Origin of the sequence: Burkholderia sp. LA-2-3-30-S1-D2 (assembly GCF_001523915.2) — a bacterium.
GTDB classification, from domain to species: domain Bacteria; phylum Pseudomonadota; class Gammaproteobacteria; order Burkholderiales; family Burkholderiaceae; genus Burkholderia; species Burkholderia diffusa.
On sequence record NZ_CP013383.1, the window covers coordinates 1,102,894 to 1,119,720 of the forward strand.

Sequence of the window (16,827 nt, forward strand, 5' to 3'; positions counted from 1 at the left end):
ACCATGAAAAAACTTCTCGGTGCAGTCGTGTTTCTGGTGGTGCTCGTCGGCGTATGGATCGTCCACCAGGGCGGCCTGTCGACACTGATTCCCGCGCACGATGCGGCGCCGGGCGCGACGTCCGCGCAGGCAGGCGACGCGGGCCAGCCCGCGCAGACGTCGACGTCCTCCAACGTGCTGCCGGCCGGCTTCACGCCGCAGACGAGCACGCTGAAATCGATCGCCGAAAACGGCGTCGTGCGCGTCTCGGTGCAGAACCCGAGCGAGCCGTTCTTCGGCGAGGACAAGGGCGCGCCGCACGGCTTCAACGTCGAATTCGCGCGGCTGCTGTTCTCGGATCCGTCGTTCTCGCACGGCGGCAAGCCGGTCGTCGTCGATACGCGTCACGAAGTCGACACGTATCCGGGCGTGCCGAAGCAGCTGCTCGACACCGATGCGAAGGGCAACCATGTCGTCGACGTCGCGATGGACGGGCTGACGTTCCCGGACAACACGCCGGCTGGCGTCGTCTACTCGGTGCCGTACGTCGATGATTTCGGCTATTCGCTGATCGTGCGGCAAGGCTCCGCGATCCGCTCGGCCGACGATCTGGCCGGCAAGACGGTCGGCATCCTGAAGGGCGACCCGGACGTGCGTGCATTCGTCACGCGCCAGTATCCGAACGTCCGGTTCGTCGAGGTCGACGATTCCGACCCGGCGTTCATCGCGAAGAGCCTCGACGGCCATGCGGTCGACGCGTTCATCTACGACTATCCGTTCGCGGTCAGCTCGATCAAGGGCACCGACCTGAAGTTCGCGGTGACCAAGCTCGACGGCTCGAACATCGCGTACAAGATCGGCGTGCGTGCCGACGACCAGGACCTGCTCATCTACCTGAACGCCGCGATCGCGAAGCTCAAGCAGTCGCCGCAGTATCTGGACCTGCTGCGCAAGTACTTCGTCAGCGACCAGACGATGACGACCGCGGCCGCGTCGGGCGAAAAGACGTACTTGGTGAAGGCGGGCGACACGCTGAACATGATCGCGGCGAGCAAGCTCGGCAGCGGCCAGCGCTATCGCGAGATCCAGCGCCGCAACAACCTCGCGAACCCGAACCTGATCCTGGCTGGCCAGCATCTCGTGATTCCGGCCCGGTAGGCGCGGCGTGGAGCGAAGAAGGTGAAGCGGGGAAGGTGAAGTACGGCGCGCGGCACGGCGGATCGTTTTCGCCGTGCCGCGCGCCGCTTTGCATCAGTGCGTGATCGACAGGAACAGGTAGGCTGCGAACAGCGACAAATGCACGACACCGTGCAGTACCGTCGTGCGTCCCTGGCTGAGCGTCAGCGTGCTGACCAGCAGCGTCAGGGACAGCAGCACGGTTTCCATCGCGCCGATGCCGAGTGTGAGCGGCTGGCCGACCCAGATGAACACGGCCGCGACGGTCGGAATCGTCAGCCCGATGCTCGCGAGTGCCGAGCCGAGCGCGAGGTTCATGCTGGTCTGCAGGCGATTCGCGCGCGCGGCGGTGACGGCCGCGAGCCCTTCGGGCAGCAGCACGAGCGCGGCGATCACGATGCCGACCGCCGCTTCCGGCGCGCCGAGCTTCATCACCGCATGCTCGACGGCCGGCGACAGCAGCTTGGCGAGCAGCACGACCGCGACGAGGCTCGCGAACAGCAGCACGAGGCTGGTCAGCGCGGTGCGGCCGCTCGGCGGCGCCGCGTGCACCGATTCGTTCGCGCTGTCGTGCTCGGTGAGGAAGTAGTCGCGGTGGCGCACGGTCTGCACGAACACGAATGCGCCGTACAGCACGAGCGACGACACGCCGGCGAACGCCAGCTGCGATTTCGAAAAGAACGGGCCCGGCGCGGCGTTCAGATAGTTCGGCATCACGAGCGACAGCACCGACAGCGACGCGAGCACCGCGAGCGCCTTGCTCGCGCCGCGCCCCTGGAAATCCTGTTCGCCGTGCTTCCACGCACCGACCAGCAGGCAGAGGCCGACGATGCCGTTGCAGATGATCATGACGGCGGCGAACACGGTGTCGCGCGCGAGGCCCGATTTCTCGGGGCCTGCGCCGAGCATCACCGACACGATCAGCGCGACTTCGATGACGGTCACGGCGACCGCGAGCACGAGCGTGCCGAACGGCTCGCCGACGCGGTGCGCGACGACTTCGGCATGGTGGACGGCGGCGAACACGGCGCCGGCGAGCGCGGCGGCGAACACGGCGATGACGAGGCCTTCGGCCGGCACGACGCGCGACAGCGCGAGTACCAGCCATGCGGCAAGCGGGGCCCAGAGGGTCCAGCGCGGGAGCTGGTTGGACGAGAGCGGCATGGACGGTTTCCTATGCGAGTGACGGCGCGCGACGCGCCGTCACGGGTTGACGAAGCCCGGCCGGATGATCCGCCGAACGAGGATGATGAAGCCGATGCGCGGCAGCACGGAACTGCGCTGCCACGGGTTCGCCGCCGTAAGGCGGCGAGGGGCGCGGGCGGGCGGAGGCCCGTCGCTGGATGAAACGGTTCGATGCGACCGAGTGCCGGAGGCGGTCACTCGCACGTGACGACAGGCATGCCGGGCGGTATTGAACCGACCCCGAAAGGGCGCGGACGATGGACGGCAACGTCGTGACACGCGGTTTCCCCCTGAAATCCGGCGAATTGTCGAATTTTATCAGGCGTTCGGGGGCACTATCTCATATTCGAACGCTTTCATTGACCTTTCGATTTGCAAAAAGTGCCCGGACCGTTCGATTTTTTGAGTTTTACAGTTTCCGTAACGGTCTCTTGCACGACAAATTCGGGCTCGCCCTGACATAAATCTACCGACCGGTCGGTTTATAATCGCTCGCACCTCCACTTCATGACGGATCGCAAGCGATGGCTGTTTCTTCTGCACATTCGGTGAATTCGGGCGCGCTGGCGCCGTCGGCGGTCGTCGGCGTGATCGGCGCGGGCGCGATGGGCGCGGGCATCGCGCAGGTTGCCGCGGCGGCCGGCCATGCGGTGCTGCTGTACGACCTGAACGAAGCCGCGTGCGACAAGGCGCTTGCCGGCATCCGCGCGCAGTTCGCGCGGCTCGCGGAGAAGGGCCGTCTCGAGCCGGCGCAAGCGGAGGCGGCCGGCAGCCGCATTCGCGCGGTGCGCGCGCTGGACGAGTTCGCCGGCGCGGCGCTGATCGTCGAGGCGGCGGCCGAGCGGCTCGACGTGAAGCGCGAGATATTCGCGACGCTCGAGCGCCATGTCGACGATCGCTGCGTGCTGGCGACCAACACGTCGTCGATCTCGATCACGTCGATCGCGGCCGGGCTGCGAGCGCCGCAACGCGTGGCCGGCCTGCATTTCTTCAATCCGGCGCCGCTGATGGCGCTCGTCGAGGTGGTCAGCGGGCTCGCGACCGCGCCGGAAGTCGCGCAGGTGCTGTACGACACCGCCGCCGCGTGGGGCAAGCGGCCGGTGCTGGCGAAGTCGACGCCGGGCTTCATCGTGAACCGCGTCGCGCGGCCGTATTACGCGGAGGCGCTGCGCGTGCTGAACGAGCAGGGCGGCACGCCGGCGTCGATCGATGCGGTGATGCGCGAAGCCGGCGGCTTCCGGATGGGGCCGTTCGAGCTGATGGACCTGATCGGCCACGACGTGAACTTCGCGGTGACCGAGTCCGTATTTCGCGCGTACTTCAATGACCCGCGCTACACGCCGTCGCTGATCCAGCAGGAGCTCGTGAACGCGGGCTTCCTCGGACGCAAGTCGGGGCGCGGCTTCTATTCATATGCCGACGGCGCGACGCCGCCCGCGCCCGAGCTGGAAGCGGCGCGCGACGCGCCGGCCGACGTCGCGCTGTTCGCGCAGGACGGCCCGGCCGCCGCGCTGCATGCACGCTTCGCTGAACGCATCGCGGGCGCGCGGCAGAGCGGCGCGCATGCCGACGAACTGCTGGCCGTGGCCGGCCGCGCGTCGATCGCGCTGACCGACGGCCGCACCGCGACCGCGCGCGCCGCGCAAACCGGCGTGGCCGATCTCGTGCTGGTCGATCTTGCCCGCGATTACGCGCAGGCCGGGCTCGTCGCGCTGACGCGCGCGCTCCAGTGCAGCGATGCGGCCTATGCGGACGCGGTCGGCCTGTTCCAGCAGGCGGGTTTTCGCGTCGTCGGCGTCGCGGACGTGCCGGGCATGGTCGCGATGCGCACCGTCGCGATGCTCGCGAACGAGGCGGCCGACACGGTGAACCAGGGCGTGTGCTCGCCCGCCGATCTCGATCTCGCGATGGAGAAGGGCGTGAACTACCCGTGCGGCCCGCTCGTGTGGGCCGATGCGATCGGCATCGGCCGCGTGCATCGCGTGCTGTCGAATCTCGCGGCGAGCTACGGCGAGGACCGCTATCGCGTGTCGCCACGCATCGCCATGCTGCACGCGGCCGGCCGCACGTTCCGGTCGTAGCCGCCGGCCCCGTTACCCCGAACACGATAACGACATCACTCCATTGGAGGAGCACCCCGATGACTCACCCGACGCATCCCGCCGCCGCCCTCGAGCCGATCGAGACCGCCAGCCGCGACGAACTGCACGCGCTGCAGCTCGAGCGCCTCAAGTGGTCGCTGCGCCACGCGTACGACAACGTCCCGCACTATCGCCGCACGTTCGATGCGGCGGGCGTGCATCCGGACGACCTGAAGTCGCTCGCCGATCTCGCGAAATTCCCGTTTTCGACCAAGAACGATTTGCGCGACAACTATCCGTTCGGGCTGTTCGCGGTGCCGCGCGAGCAGGTCGTGCGCGTGCACGCGTCGAGCGGCACGACGGGCAAGCCGACGGTGGTCGGCTACACCGCGCGCGACATCGATACCTGGGCGAACGTCACCGCGCGCTCGATCCGCGCGGCCGGTGGCCGCCCGGGCGACACGCTGCACAACGCGTTCGGCTACGGGCTCTTCACGGGCGGTCTCGGGATTCACTACGGCGCGGAACGGCTCGGCTGCATGGTCGTGCCGATGTCGGGCGGCCAGACCGAGAAGCAGGTGCAGCTGATCCGCGATTTCGAGCCGAAGATCATTCTCGTCACGCCGTCGTACATGCTGAACCTGATCGACGAGATGGTGCGGCAGGGGATGGACCCGGCCGAATCGTCGCTGAAGATCGGCATCTTCGGCGCCGAGCCGTGGACGCAGGCGCTGCGTGAGGAAGTGGAGACGCGCGTGGGCATCGACGCGCTGGACATCTACGGGCTGTCGGAAGTGATGGGCCCGGGCGTCGCATGCGAATGCGTGGAGACGAAGGACGGCCCGGTGATCTGGGAAGACCATTTCTATCCGGAGATCATCGATCCCGTCACCGGCGAAGTGCTGCCGGACGGCAGCCAGGGCGAGCTCGTGTTCACGTCGCTCACGAAGGAAGCGATGCCGGTGATCCGCTACCGCACGCGCGACCTCACCGCGCTGCTGCCGCCGACCGCGCGCACGATGCGCCGTCTCGCGAAGATCACCGGCCGCTCCGACGACATGCTGATCGTGCGCGGCGTGAACGTGTTCCCGAGCCAGATCGAGGAGATCGTCGTGGCGCTGCCGCAGCTGTCGGGCCAGTTCCAGATCACGCTGTCGCGCGACGGTCACATGGACCGGCTCGACCTCGCGGTCGAACTGCGCTCCGAAGCGGCCGCGTCGGTCACCGAAAGCGATCGCGCGGCGCTCGCGCGCGAGTTGCAGCACCGGATCAAGACGATGGTCGGTGTGTCGTCCGGCGTGACGGTGCTGGCGGCTGGCGGCATTCCCGCGAGCGCGACCGGCAAGGCCCGGCGCGTGATCGACCGCCGCCAGGCCGCGTAATTCGGATGTTTGCCGTTCTACCTGAGGAAACCTGTTCGATGGATGGATTGAAGACCCTGGCTGTCGCCGTCGATGCGCGCGGCATCGCGACCGTCGCGCTGCAGCGCGGTGACGTGCTCAACGCGTTCGACGAGACGATGATCGCCGAGCTGACCGACGCGTTCACGACGCTCGGCGGGCGCGACGACGTGCGCGCGATCGTGCTGCGCTCGGACGGCCGCGCGTTCTGCGCGGGTGCCGACCTGCAGTGGATGCAGCGCGCGAGCGCGAACGACGCGGCCGCGAACCTGCGCGACGCCGAGCGGTTCGCCGCGATGATGCGGGCGATCCGGCAGTGCCCGAAGCCGACGGTCGCGCGCGTGCAGGGCCACGCGTTCGGCGGCGGCGTCGGCCTGTGCGCGGCCTGCGACATCGTGATCGCGAGCGATCACGCGCGCTTCTCGGTCAGCGAGGCACGTTTCGGGATCCTGCCGTCGGTGATCGGCCCGTATCTGGTCGAGGCGGTCGGCCAGCGCCAGGCGCGCCGGCTCGCGCTGACCGCGACGCAGCTCGCGGCCGGCGAAGCCGTCGCGATCGGGCTGATCCACCAGGCCGTGCCGCCCGACGCACTCGACGCGGCGCTGGACAAGACGCTCGCCGAGCTGAGCCGCAATGGCCCGACCGCACTGATGGAGATCAAGCGCTTTTTCGATGCGATCGGCGAGTATCCGCCGTCGGACGAACGCGCGGCGTTCACCGCGCAGACGATCTCGCACGTGCGTGCGACGCCGGAAGCGAAGGAGGGCTTCGCCGCGTTCTTCGCGAAGCGGCCGCCGGCGTGGGAGCCGGTCGCCGAATAAGGGCGGGGCGCGGCCCGTCGGACCCGCGGCGCGATTTGCGTCGCGGGCGCGGGCGCTTGCTCTACAATGCGTGACCCCCGGCGCGCCGCCGGCCCAGCCCTGACCGCTTCTTCGCTTCCGATGATCGTCAATCGCCTTATCTCCGAGATCCTGTTCGGCTTCACCGGCCTGATCGGCATCATCAACCCGATGGGCATCGCGTTCCTGTTTCTCGAGCGCACCGAGGCGCTGACCGTGCACGAGCGCAACCTGCTCGCGAAGAAGGTCGGGTTCAACGCGTTCATCGTGTTGCTGGTCGCTTTCTTCGTCGGTACGCCGGTGCTGCATTTCTTCGGGATCTCGATGGAAGCGCTGCGGATCGGCGGTGGTTTCGCGGTCGCGGTGGCGGGCTGGCAGATGCTGAACGAGCCCGACGGGCCGGCGGGCGGCGGCGATACGCCGATCAAGCCGATCGATGCGAATGCGATCATGACCCGCGCGTTCTTCCCGCTGACCATGCCGCTGACGGTCGGCCCCGGCTCGATCGCCACCGCGATCGCGCTGAACGCGAATCGCACGCACAAGCTGTCGGAGTTCATGCTGTCGAGCATCGTGTCGATCGCGGTTTCCGCGCTCGTCGCGGTCGTCATTTGGCTGACCTACAGCCGTGCCGCGCTACTCTCGCGCTATCTCGGCACCGAAGGCACCAAGGTTGCGAAGCGCGTGTCGGCGTTCCTGCTGTTGTGCATCGGCGTGCAGATCATGCTGACCGGCTTCTCCGAATTCCTGCAGCCGCTCGCCGACCAGATCAAGTAACTTCGTTCGTCATTGGACGCGCAACCCGGGCCCGAGCGACGTGTCCGGGCTGCGGGGGGCGTTCGTCCGTCCGTCCGGCCTTGGCCGGCAGCGCGAGCGCACCGATACGCGTTTGCGCGCCGCGGGATACCATGCGACGTCCGGCGGATGCATGCCCCCGGCGTTCGCGCCCGGCGCGGCGAACCGGGGCGCGCATCCGGCCGTCACCCCACTTCAATGACGAGGCGCGCGATGGAATACGTGAAATTCGGGTCGACCGGGATGGACGTGTCGAAGCTGGTGCTGGGCTGCATGACGTTCGGCGAGCCGTCACGCGGCACGCATCCGTGGACGCTGCCGGAAGCGGAAAGCCGCCCGATCATCCAGCGCGCGATCGAGGCCGGGATCAACTTCTTCGATACCGCGAACATGTATTCGGACGGCACGTCGGAGGAGATCGTCGGCCGCGCGCTGCGCGACTTCGCGAAGCGCGACGACGTCGTGATCGCGACCAAGGTGTTCTACCGGATGCGGCCGGGGCCGAACGGCGCGGGGTTGTCGCGCAAGGCGATCATGACCGACATCGACCAGAGCCTGAAGCGGCTCGGCACCGACTACGTCGACCTGTACCAGATCCACCGCTGGGATTACGGCACGCCGATCGAGGAGACGCTCGAGGCGCTGCACGACGTCGTGAAGGCCGGCAAGGCGCGCTACATCGGCGCGTCGTCGATGTTCGCGTGGCAGTTCGCGAAGGCGCTGCATACGTCGAAGCTGAATGGTTGGACCCGCTTCGTCAGCATGCAGAACCATCTGAACCTGCTGTATCGCGAGGAGGAGCGGGAAATGCTGCCGCTGTGCGAGGCCGAAGGCGTCGCGGTGATTCCGTGGAGCCCGCTCGCGCGGGGCCGGCTGACGCGCAACTGGGACGAGTCGTCCGGCCGGCAGCAGAGCGACGACGTCGGCCAACGGCTCTACGACGCGACGGCCGATGCCGATCGCGCGGTCGTCGAGGCCGTTGCCGCGATCGCCGCCGCGCGCAACGTGCCGCGTGCGCAGGTCGCGCTCGCGTGGGTCGCGCACAAGCGCGGTGTCACCGCACCGATCGTCGGCATCTCGAAGCCGCAGCATCTGGACGATGCGCTCGGGGCCCTGCAACTGAAGCTGACGGACGACGAAATCGCGGCGCTTGAAGGCCCTTACGTGCCGCACGCGGTGGCTGGCTTCAACTGACCAACCGCGCGAAACCGGCGGGCTGCCGCCGCCGCCCCGTCGCGCACGGCGTTCAGCGCGCGGCGGCGAGCATCGGGTAGGTGAACAGCCCGAAGTGGATCGCGTTCAGCCCCGCATGCGCGAGCGCGGACGCGAGCAGCCCGCCGCGCCGCCAGGCGAGACCGTAGCCGAAGCCGGCCACCGTGCCGAGCACGATCCAGGGCCAGCCGCCGGCCGCGTGCGCGGCGCCGAACAGCACCGCGCCGATCGCAAGCGCGGCCCATGGTCCCCATCCGAACCGTCCGAGCACGCGCGTGAGTCCACCCTGCACGTAACCTCGGAACAGCGCTTCCTCGGCGAGCGTGACGAGCAGCACGTTGTTGACGAGCCACATCCAGCCGGACGCCGGCCATTTCGGCGCCCAGCCGACCATCCCGAAGGCGAGCGCGCCGGCCAGGCAGGCGGCCGCCGTCGCGACGGCCGCCACGGCACCGGTGCGCAACGCGCGCGCCGGCGGGACGTCCGGCGCGATCCACGGCAGCGCCCACAGCAGCCACAGGCCGACGAGCGGCTTGTCGAAATTCAGATACATCGTGAACGGCACGGCATCCGGCGTGAAACGCGTCGGCGCGATCACGCGCGGATTGTGGAAGCCGGGGATCAGGTGCAGGGTCAACGCGATCGCGAGCGCGGCGAACACGACATGCGCGCCGATCCGCACCGCGAACGGACGGCCCGGCGCGACGCCCCAGGCGGCGGCCACGAGCAGCGCGATCGGCGCGAGCACGATCGGCTCGAGCTTGCCGAACGCCAGCGCAGCGGCATAGCCGAGCGCGGCGAGGGCGACGCTCAGGACGTGCAGCGGGCGCTGCCACGCGAATGCAGCGGCCGCGAACAGCGCGAGCCAGATCGTGGCACACGGGAGAAGCGAGAGAGACATGGGGCGATGCAGGGTCGGACGAAACGCCGCGCATCATACCCTAGCGGCCGTGACCTGCCGCGGGGCGGGCAGTCAGCGGCCGGCGATTTCGGTGACGCCGTCGCGGCCAGGGATGTCGACGCGGTTGCGCTCGCGCATTCGCCGCCGGTACCAGAAGGTCCACAGCAGCAGCGTGCCGAACACCGTGTAGCCCATGATCGGCGACACGACGAGCACGCGCTCGACGGGCCATGTGACGACCATCCACAGGCGCAGCAGCATCTCGAGCGTCATGCACGCGCCCCACACGAAGGTCATCAGCCGCAGCATCTGGCGCAGCCCCGGCTGCTCGGCCCAGACCGCCTCGAAACGCGCGGCGCCGCCGGCCATCTCGCGGGCCACCGTCGCACGCGCGAGATAGAAGATCAGCGGACGATCGCGGAACAACGACAGCAGGAACACGACGCCGATCGTGCCGGACGCGAGCGATTCGCGCATCAGCAACGTGCGCGCGCTGCCCCCGAGCGCCATGCCGGCGATCGACAGCGCGATGCCGAGCAGCACGACGGCAGCCACCGCATCGATGCGGCGCGAGCGGATGAATTCGACGACGGACCAGACGATCGGTGGAATCGCCGACGCATACAGTGCACCGGTTTCGCCGAAATACGGATGCGCCACCCGGTATGCGACCCAGGGCAGCAGCAGGTTGACGACGAGTTCGAGGATCAGGCCGGCTCGTGGTTTCACGGAAGCGGGTGCGCGGGCGGCGCGCGGGGCGGTGATGTCGCTTCGAGTATATCGAAGTCCGACCCCGCGCGCCCGCGCCCGGTGCCGTTGTGCGCGCACCGAGAACGGGCGGGAACATGTACCGGCCGGGCGGCCGTCGCGGCGGCGACAGGGTTGCCCCGGCACCGTTCGGCGCCGCGTGCGTCCGGCACGCGGCGGTCATCGGCCGGTCCGAGGTTCGTCAGGCGGTCGCGGGCTGGACGATGATCTTCACGTTCCGGTCCTTGTGGTTGACCAGTTCCTCGAAGCCATGCGTGACGATGTCGCCGAGGTTGATGCGTCCGGTGATCAGCGGCTGCACGTCGATGCGGCCGTCCGCGATGAAGCGGATCACGTCCGCGAATTCGCCGTTGTACGCGAGCGAGCCGATCACTTCCTTCTCGGTCGACACGATGTCGAAGAAGTTGAACGACGTCGGCTCCTCGAAGATGCCGACCATCACCGACTTGCCGGCCTTGCGGATCACGTCGATCGCAAGCTGCGCGGTGGCCGTGTGCCCGATGCACTCGAACGACACGTCGGCACCGTAGCCGCCCGTCAGCGCCTTGACTTCCGCGATCGCGTCGGACGCCTTCGGGTCGATCACGACCGTCGCGCCGACTTCCAGCGCCTTCTGCTTGCGCGCGGCCGACATTTCCAGCGCGATCACGCGTCCGGCGCCCGCGGCCTTCGCGCACATGATCGTGCACAGGCCGATCGTGCCGGCGCCGACCACGACGACGGTCTGGCCGACGATGTTGCCGGCCTTCTTCACCGCATGCAGCCCGACCGCGAGCGGCTCGATCAGCGCGCCGGCCTCGGTCGGGAAGTCGTCGGGCAGCTTGTACAGCAGTTCGGCCGGCACGTTGACGAATTCGGCGAACGCGCCGTTGTTCATCAGCCCGGTGAACGCGAGGTTCTCGCAGATGTTGTACAGCCCGTGCCGGCAATACCAGCAGGTGCCGCAATGCTGGCACGCGTCGGCCGTCACGCGCTCGCCGACCGCGAAGCCCGTCACGCCGGCGCCGAGCGCCGCGATTTCTCCGCTGAATTCGTGGCCGAGGATGCACTGTCCCTTCAGGCCCGTCAGCGGATGCGGCGCGTCGACGGGGATGAACACGGGCCCGGCGACGTACTCGTGCAGGTCGGAGCCGCAGATCCCGCACCAGTGCACGCGGATCTGGACCCAGCCGGCCGGCGGATGCGCCGGAACGGGAACCTCCTCGACGCGGATGTCGTTGCGGCCGTGCCAGACGGCGGCCTTCATGCTGGGAGCGGTGTTCGGTGCCGGTGTACTCACGTTGCTGTCTCCGTCAGGTTGTTGTCGGACGCGCGGCAATGGGCCGATGCATCCGTCGCGCGATTGCGCGAGCGACCGACATGCAGGAACGGGGCCAGCCTGAACGGGCGGTCGGGTGGTGACGGAGCCGGAGGGGAGGTGTGCGGTGCAGCAGCTGGCCATTCGCGGGCATGAGGGGGTGCAGAGCGAATCGCGCATGAAATTTGCTGCGCTTGCGACGGGCTGGGGCGGGTGAGACACCGGGACATTCGTCTCAGCTGATTGAGACGAAACGCGAGACGCGTGGCTGGGTGGCTGCGCTTCCACCACCGTCGTGCCAGCCCATTGTGCCGATCGGTGAAACGCATCGTTGCGCGCACCCCCCCCTTTACTTGAAGTCAAGTTCAATTTGTATCATCTGCGGCAATGTCCGATCGCATGCGTACGCGGCGGTGGCACCGGAGGCGGCGCATGACCGAATCGGCCGGCGCTGCTGCGCGAAGGGCCGAGCGCGGCGAGGCTCGTTTCAATCTTCACTGAAGGTCGTCCAGGATGCCAAACTTCATCGAAAGCCTGATCTGCGGGTACGTCTCGTACCACATGTTGGTAGCCGACGAGCGGGACGCGATGCCGCTGCCGGCAGAGGTCGGGATGGCCCGGCCGTCGGAGCGCGCCGGTCGTGCGTCATCCCCGGAGCCTGTCGCACCTGGCGTTTCACCGTTGCGGCCGCAACTGTTCGTGTCGGTGCTGGAAGCTGGCGACGACGGCTTGCTGGTGCGCTGGAGCGAAAGCGGGCGCTGCCATTACGGCGAGCAACGCTGGCGCTTGCGCGTCGCGTTGCAGGCGGGCCGCTGCGCGATCTCGGGGCAGGCGATCGAGCCGGGTGAACCGGTGTACCGGCCGGTGCGGCGGCCGGTGCCCGTCAACGGCGACGAGATGATCCACCCCGCGTCGGTGCCGCCTGCGGCCGGCGCCGCGTGTCACATTGCACCAGCCTGCGGCGAGGCGACGGATCCGGTCGACGCCCTGGGCTGAGCGCGACCGGTTGCACCCGCGCGTTACTTGAGATCTTTCCGGTACTGAATGAACCCCGCGTTGGTCGCAAGCTTGTCGTACAGCGCGCGCGCGGTCGTATTGGTTTCGTGCGTGAGCCAGTACACGCGGCTCGCGCCGGCTTCGCGGGCCCGCTCGTACACGGCCTCGATCAGCGCACCGCCCGCGCCTTGTCCGCGTGCGTCGGCCGCCGTGAACAGGTCCTGCAGATAGCAGTACGGCCCTTCGGTCCAGCATGAGCGGTGATAGATCGCGTGCACGATGCCGACCAACGTGCCCGACGCATCGAAGGCGCCGAGCGCGAACATCGGTTCGGCGGGATCCATCAGGCGCGCCCATGTCGTCGCGAACACGGCGTCGCTCAGCGCTGTCTCGTAGAACCGCTGGTAATCCTGCCACAGCGGGCGCCAGGCGGCTTCGTCGGCGGCGACGAGCGGTCGGACCGTGACGCGCGTCGCGTCGTTCGCACGGCTGGCTGCGTCGCGCGCACGCGCCCGCGCGTGGCGGATCGTAACGAGCGACTCGCGTTGCGTACCGCTGGCGTCGAAGTTTTCCGGCGCGAGCCAGGCTTCGAACGCGGCGCGCACGTCCGGCCATTCGCCGTCGATGATCGAGAACCATGCCGTGTCGCGATTGCGGCCCTTGTAGATGATCGCCTGCCGGAACGTGCCCTCGTAACGGAAGCCGAGCCGCGCGGCCGCCTTGCGCGACGGCTCGTTGAGCGCGTCGCACTTCCATTCGTAGCGGCGGTAGCCGAGCGTGTCGAACGCGTACTTCATCAGCAGGTACTGCGCTTCCGTCGAAATCGGCGTGCGCTTGAGCCGCGGCGAGAACGTGACGGAGCCGACCTCGATTACGCCGTTGGCCGGGTCGATGCGCATCAGCGCGAGCGTGCCGACCGCGCGGTTCGTCGCGCGGTCGATCACCGTGTAGTGCAGCGGATCGGCGCTCGCCGCCGCGCCGCGCGCGTAGTCGCGGTAGCTCGACTCGTCGGCGTACGGCCCGTGCGCGAGATAGGTCCAGTCGCCGCCGTCGGGCGCCTGCGCATATGCGGCGTACAGGTCGGCGGCATGGCGGTCGGCGTCGAGCGGTTCGAGGCGGCAGTAGCGGCCCTCGAGCACGATGCGCTCCGGGCGCGCGCGCGCGGACCAGTCGGGAACGGGGTGGCCGATGGGCTGCTGGAAGTCGTTGGTGAGCGTGGACAAGGTCGATCTCGCTTCGGTTGGCGGCCGGCGACATGCCGGCATGCAGACGATCGTAGTCCCGGCGAGGTACCATGAGAAGCGCCAGACGATGGCAAATTTATGGTGCCACGAAGGCGCGACGATGGCGCCATGCACCGAGACTTCCACGCCGCGATATTCCGATGACGACTGCCATTCCTTCCGGTGCCGCGCCACTGCTGCCGCTCGACGCGCCGCTCGCGCGCACGGCCGGCGCGCCTTCCTTGCAGCGGCAGTTGCTGCGCCGCGTGCGCGATGCGATTCTCGGCGGCGCGATGCCGGCCGGCACGCGGCTGCCCGGCACGCGTGCGCTGGCCGAGACGCTCGGCGTGTCGCGCAACACGACGGCCGCGGTCTACGAGCAGCTCGTCGCCGAAGGCTTCCTGCAATCCGATCGTCGCGGCACGCGCGTGGTCGGCCTGTCGCGGCCGGCCGCGCCGCGTCGGCGGGCCGCACCGCCGGCCGTCGCGCAGCGGCTCGGCCGGATCCGTCCGAGCCTGATCGGCACCGGCGAATCGGAGGGCTTCCGGCCGGGCGTGCCGGCGCTGTCGCATTTCCCGGTCGATGCGTGGCGGCACGCGATCGACCGTGCATTGCGCCGCGCCGGCCGCGACCTGCTCGCGTACGGCGACCCGCTCGGCGAGCGCGCACTGCGCGAGTCGATCGCGCGCCATCTGGCCGTGACGCGCGGCGTGCGCTGCGATCCCGAGCAGATCGTGATCACCGAGGGCGCGCAGGGTGCGATCGCGTTGTGCGCGCAACTGCTGACGAACCCGGGCGACACGGTCTGGGTCGAGGAGCCCGGCTATCGCGGCGCGCGCACCGCGATGCAGGCGGCCGATCTCGATGTCGTGCCGGTGCCGGTCGACGCGGAGGGGCTGCGCGCGGAGGACGCGAACTGGCGCGAGCGGCCGCCCCGGCTCGTCTACACCACGCCGTCGAACCAGTTCCCGACCGGCGCGGTGCTGTCGATCTCGCGCCGGCTTGCACTGATCGACGCCGCACGCCGGCATCGCGCGTGGATCATCGAGGACGATTACGACAGCGAGTTTCGGCATACCGGCGAGCCGATCGGCGCGTTGCACGGGCTCGCGGCCGACTCGCCGGTCGTCTATCTCGGCTCGTTCAGCAAGACGATGTTTCCGGCGTTGCGGATCGGTTTTCTCGTGCTGCCCGACGCGCTGCTGGCCGCGGTGCGGTCGGCGTTGCCGGAGATGCTGCGCGGCGGGACGCGCCACGTGCAGCTCGCGCTCGCCGATTTCATCGAGACGGGCGAGTACGGGCGGCATCTCGGGCGGATGCGCCGGCTGTACCGCGACCGGCGGCGCTTGCTGCTCGCCGCGCTGGACGACGCGTTCGCCGTGCCGCATCAGGTCGAGGGCGGCCCGTGCGGGTTGCATCTGGCGCTGCGGCTGCCGGCACGCTATCGCGACCGCGCGATCGTCGAGGCGGCGCGCGTGCACGGCATCGGGCCGTTTCCGCTGTCGGGTTTTTCGATCCATGCGACGTCGGCGGCCAACGGGCTCGTGCTCGGGTTCGGCAATACGTCGGCCGATGCGTTCGCGCCGATGCTGCGGACGTTGTCGACGATCGCGCATCGGGTCGCGGGCGATTGAGTCGCGTCGCTGCGCATTGCCGGGAGGCGAAGCGGGCGAATCGGAACTTACCGCACGCGTTCCTCGCGCATGATCCGGCGGGCAGCCGCCAGGCCGAGCACGAGCAGCACCGCGACATACGCGGCGACCGCAGACCACGCACCGTGTTGCCAGAACGTGCCGCCGACCGAGCCCAGCACGCTCGACCCGAGGTAATAGGCCAGCAGGTAGAGCGACGCGGCATGCCCCTTCGCGGAACCCGCAAGGTGGCCAACCCAGCCGCTCGCGACCGCATGCGCGACGAAGAAGCCGATCGTGATCAGCACGATCCCGACGATGATCGCGACGAGCGAATGCGACAGCGTCAGCGCGAGGCCGGCCGCGAACACGAGAATGCCGCTGATGAGGACGGGCGCGCGCCCGAGACGATCGGCGAGTGCGCCGGCGCCCGACGAAGACACCATCCCGAACAGGTAGGCGCCGAAGATCAGCCCGCATGCGGTCGCGCTCAGGTTGAACGGCGCGGCCGTCAGCCGGAACCCGGCGTAGTTGTATACGGTCACGAACGCGCCCATCATGAGGAAGCCGACCGCGAATACGAACGGCAGCCGTGCATGATGCAACTGCGCGTTCCACAGCCGCAGATGGTGACGCACCGTCAGGTCGGTTCGCTTCACGAAGCGTCGCGACTGCGGCAGCAGCATCACGAACGCGACCGACGCGATGAGGTCGATGATCCCGATCGTCAGCATCGCGGTGCGCCAGGAGAAATACTCCTCGAGCACGCTCATCCCGATTCGCCCGATCATGCCGCCGAACGCGGTGCCGCCGACATAAAGACCCATCGACAGGCCCAGCCCGTCGGCGGCGATTTCCTCGGCCAGATAGGCCATCGCCACTGCCGGAACGCCGCCGAGCGCGAAACCTTCGAGCGCGCGCCAGATCAGCAGCAGGTTCCAGTTCGGCGCGATCGCCGAGAGCACGTTGAACAGTGCCGCGAGCGTCATCGACGCAAACATCAGCCCGCGTCGGCCGAAGCGTTCGGACAGCGCGCCGGCGCACAGGATGGAGACCGCCAGCATCCCCGTCGACAGCGACAGGGATAGCGAGCTCGACGCCGCGCCCAGGTTGAACTCGCGCGCGAACGCAGGCAGCAGCGGCTGCACGCAGTACAACAGCGAGAAGGTGGAAAAGCCGGCCAGGAAGAGTGCCAGTGCGATGCGCTTGTAGGCCGCCGAGCGGGGCGACACGCCGGCGGGCAGCGCATCCGGCGCGGCGCTCGGGGCGCGCGTCGCGGCGGACGAAATCGCTGGATTCGACATGGTATGAACCCGATGGGCTGCGGAATAGCCGAATTCTTGC

At 68.8% G+C, this 16,827-nt stretch carries 14 protein-coding genes; 8 read left to right on the forward strand and 6 right to left on the reverse strand.

The features are described 5' to 3' along the window. Nucleotides 1–3 precede the first annotated feature (3 nt). Nucleotides 4–1,137: a transporter substrate-binding and LysM peptidoglycan-binding domain-containing protein gene (locus WS66_RS05170; RefSeq protein WP_059607270.1), complete on the forward strand. Its 1,134-nt coding sequence runs from the start codon at nucleotides 4–6 to the stop codon at nucleotides 1,135–1,137. A gap of 93 nt (nucleotides 1,138–1,230) precedes the next feature. On the opposite strand, the gene WS66_RS05175 is transcribed toward WS66_RS05170, so the two are convergent. Continuing rightward, the gene (locus WS66_RS05175; protein ID WP_059607271.1) at nucleotides 1,231–2,319 is read right to left on the reverse strand and encodes a calcium:proton antiporter; all 1,089 of its coding nucleotides are present in this window, start codon (nucleotides 2,317–2,319) and stop codon (nucleotides 1,231–1,233) included. A 545-nt stretch (nucleotides 2,320–2,864) separates the two neighbouring features. Between WS66_RS05175 and WS66_RS05180 the strand changes: the two genes are divergently transcribed. The 5 genes from WS66_RS05180 to WS66_RS05200 all read left to right on the forward strand — a co-directional run bounded on the left by WS66_RS05180 (nucleotide 2,865) and on the right by WS66_RS05200 (nucleotide 8,649). Then, nucleotides 2,865–4,421, forward strand: a complete 1,557-nt coding sequence (locus WS66_RS05180; protein ID WP_059607273.1) for a 3-hydroxyacyl-CoA dehydrogenase — start codon at nucleotides 2,865–2,867, stop codon at nucleotides 4,419–4,421. Nucleotides 4,422–4,480: 59 nt separating this feature from the next. Continuing rightward, nucleotides 4,481–5,803 (forward strand): phenylacetate--CoA ligase PaaK, encoded by a 1,323-nt coding sequence (gene paaK, locus WS66_RS05185; RefSeq protein WP_059607276.1) that lies wholly within the window; start codon nucleotides 4,481–4,483, stop codon nucleotides 5,801–5,803. Between the two features lie 38 nt (nucleotides 5,804–5,841). Next, nucleotides 5,842–6,642 (forward strand): enoyl-CoA hydratase-related protein, encoded by an 801-nt coding sequence (locus WS66_RS05190; protein WP_059607278.1) that lies wholly within the window; start codon nucleotides 5,842–5,844, stop codon nucleotides 6,640–6,642. Nucleotides 6,643–6,762: 120 nt separating this feature from the next. After that, nucleotides 6,763–7,437, forward strand: a complete 675-nt coding sequence (locus WS66_RS05195; RefSeq protein WP_059607280.1) for a MarC family protein — start codon at nucleotides 6,763–6,765, stop codon at nucleotides 7,435–7,437. Nucleotides 7,438–7,668: 231 nt separating this feature from the next. Then, nucleotides 7,669–8,649: an aldo/keto reductase gene (locus WS66_RS05200; protein ID WP_059607282.1), complete on the forward strand. Its 981-nt coding sequence runs from the start codon at nucleotides 7,669–7,671 to the stop codon at nucleotides 8,647–8,649. Nucleotides 8,650–8,701: 52 nt separating this feature from the next. Here WS66_RS05200 and WS66_RS05205 read toward each other — a convergent pair whose 3' ends face one another. From WS66_RS05205 to WS66_RS05215, 3 genes are all read right to left on the reverse strand, one after another. Then, a complete protein-coding gene (locus WS66_RS05205; RefSeq protein ID WP_059607284.1) occupies nucleotides 8,702–9,568 on the reverse strand; it encodes a CPBP family intramembrane glutamic endopeptidase in 867 nt (288 codons plus the stop codon). 72 nt (nucleotides 9,569–9,640) lie between these two features. Next, nucleotides 9,641–10,297 carry a VC0807 family protein gene (locus WS66_RS05210; RefSeq protein ID WP_059607286.1) on the reverse strand — a complete coding sequence of 219 codons (657 nt, stop codon included), beginning with the start codon at nucleotides 10,295–10,297 and terminating at the stop codon, nucleotides 9,641–9,643. Nucleotides 10,298–10,517: 220 nt separating this feature from the next. Beyond that, complete coding sequence (locus WS66_RS05215; RefSeq protein WP_059607288.1) at nucleotides 10,518–11,582, reverse strand: 2,3-butanediol dehydrogenase; 1,065 nt, start codon at nucleotides 11,580–11,582, stop codon at nucleotides 10,518–10,520. Between the two features lie 564 nt (nucleotides 11,583–12,146). Between WS66_RS05215 and WS66_RS05220 the strand changes: the two genes are divergently transcribed. Continuing rightward, nucleotides 12,147–12,629 (forward strand): DUF3331 domain-containing protein, encoded by a 483-nt coding sequence (locus tag WS66_RS05220; protein ID WP_059607290.1) that lies wholly within the window; start codon nucleotides 12,147–12,149, stop codon nucleotides 12,627–12,629. Between the two features lie 23 nt (nucleotides 12,630–12,652). On the opposite strand, the gene WS66_RS05225 is transcribed toward WS66_RS05220, so the two are convergent. Beyond that, complete coding sequence (locus tag WS66_RS05225) at nucleotides 12,653–13,852, reverse strand: GNAT family N-acetyltransferase (RefSeq protein WP_059607292.1); 1,200 nt, start codon at nucleotides 13,850–13,852, stop codon at nucleotides 12,653–12,655. A gap of 161 nt (nucleotides 13,853–14,013) precedes the next feature. Between WS66_RS05225 and pdxR the strand changes: the two genes are divergently transcribed. Further along, the gene (gene pdxR, locus WS66_RS05230; RefSeq protein WP_059607296.1) at nucleotides 14,014–15,486 is read left to right on the forward strand and encodes a MocR-like pyridoxine biosynthesis transcription factor PdxR; all 1,473 of its coding nucleotides are present in this window, start codon (nucleotides 14,014–14,016) and stop codon (nucleotides 15,484–15,486) included. Nucleotides 15,487–15,533: 47 nt separating this feature from the next. On the opposite strand, the gene WS66_RS05235 is transcribed toward pdxR, so the two are convergent. Beyond that, nucleotides 15,534–16,787 (reverse strand): MFS transporter, encoded by a 1,254-nt coding sequence (locus tag WS66_RS05235; RefSeq protein ID WP_059607298.1) that lies wholly within the window; start codon nucleotides 16,785–16,787, stop codon nucleotides 15,534–15,536. Nucleotides 16,788–16,827: the final 40 nt, after the last annotated feature.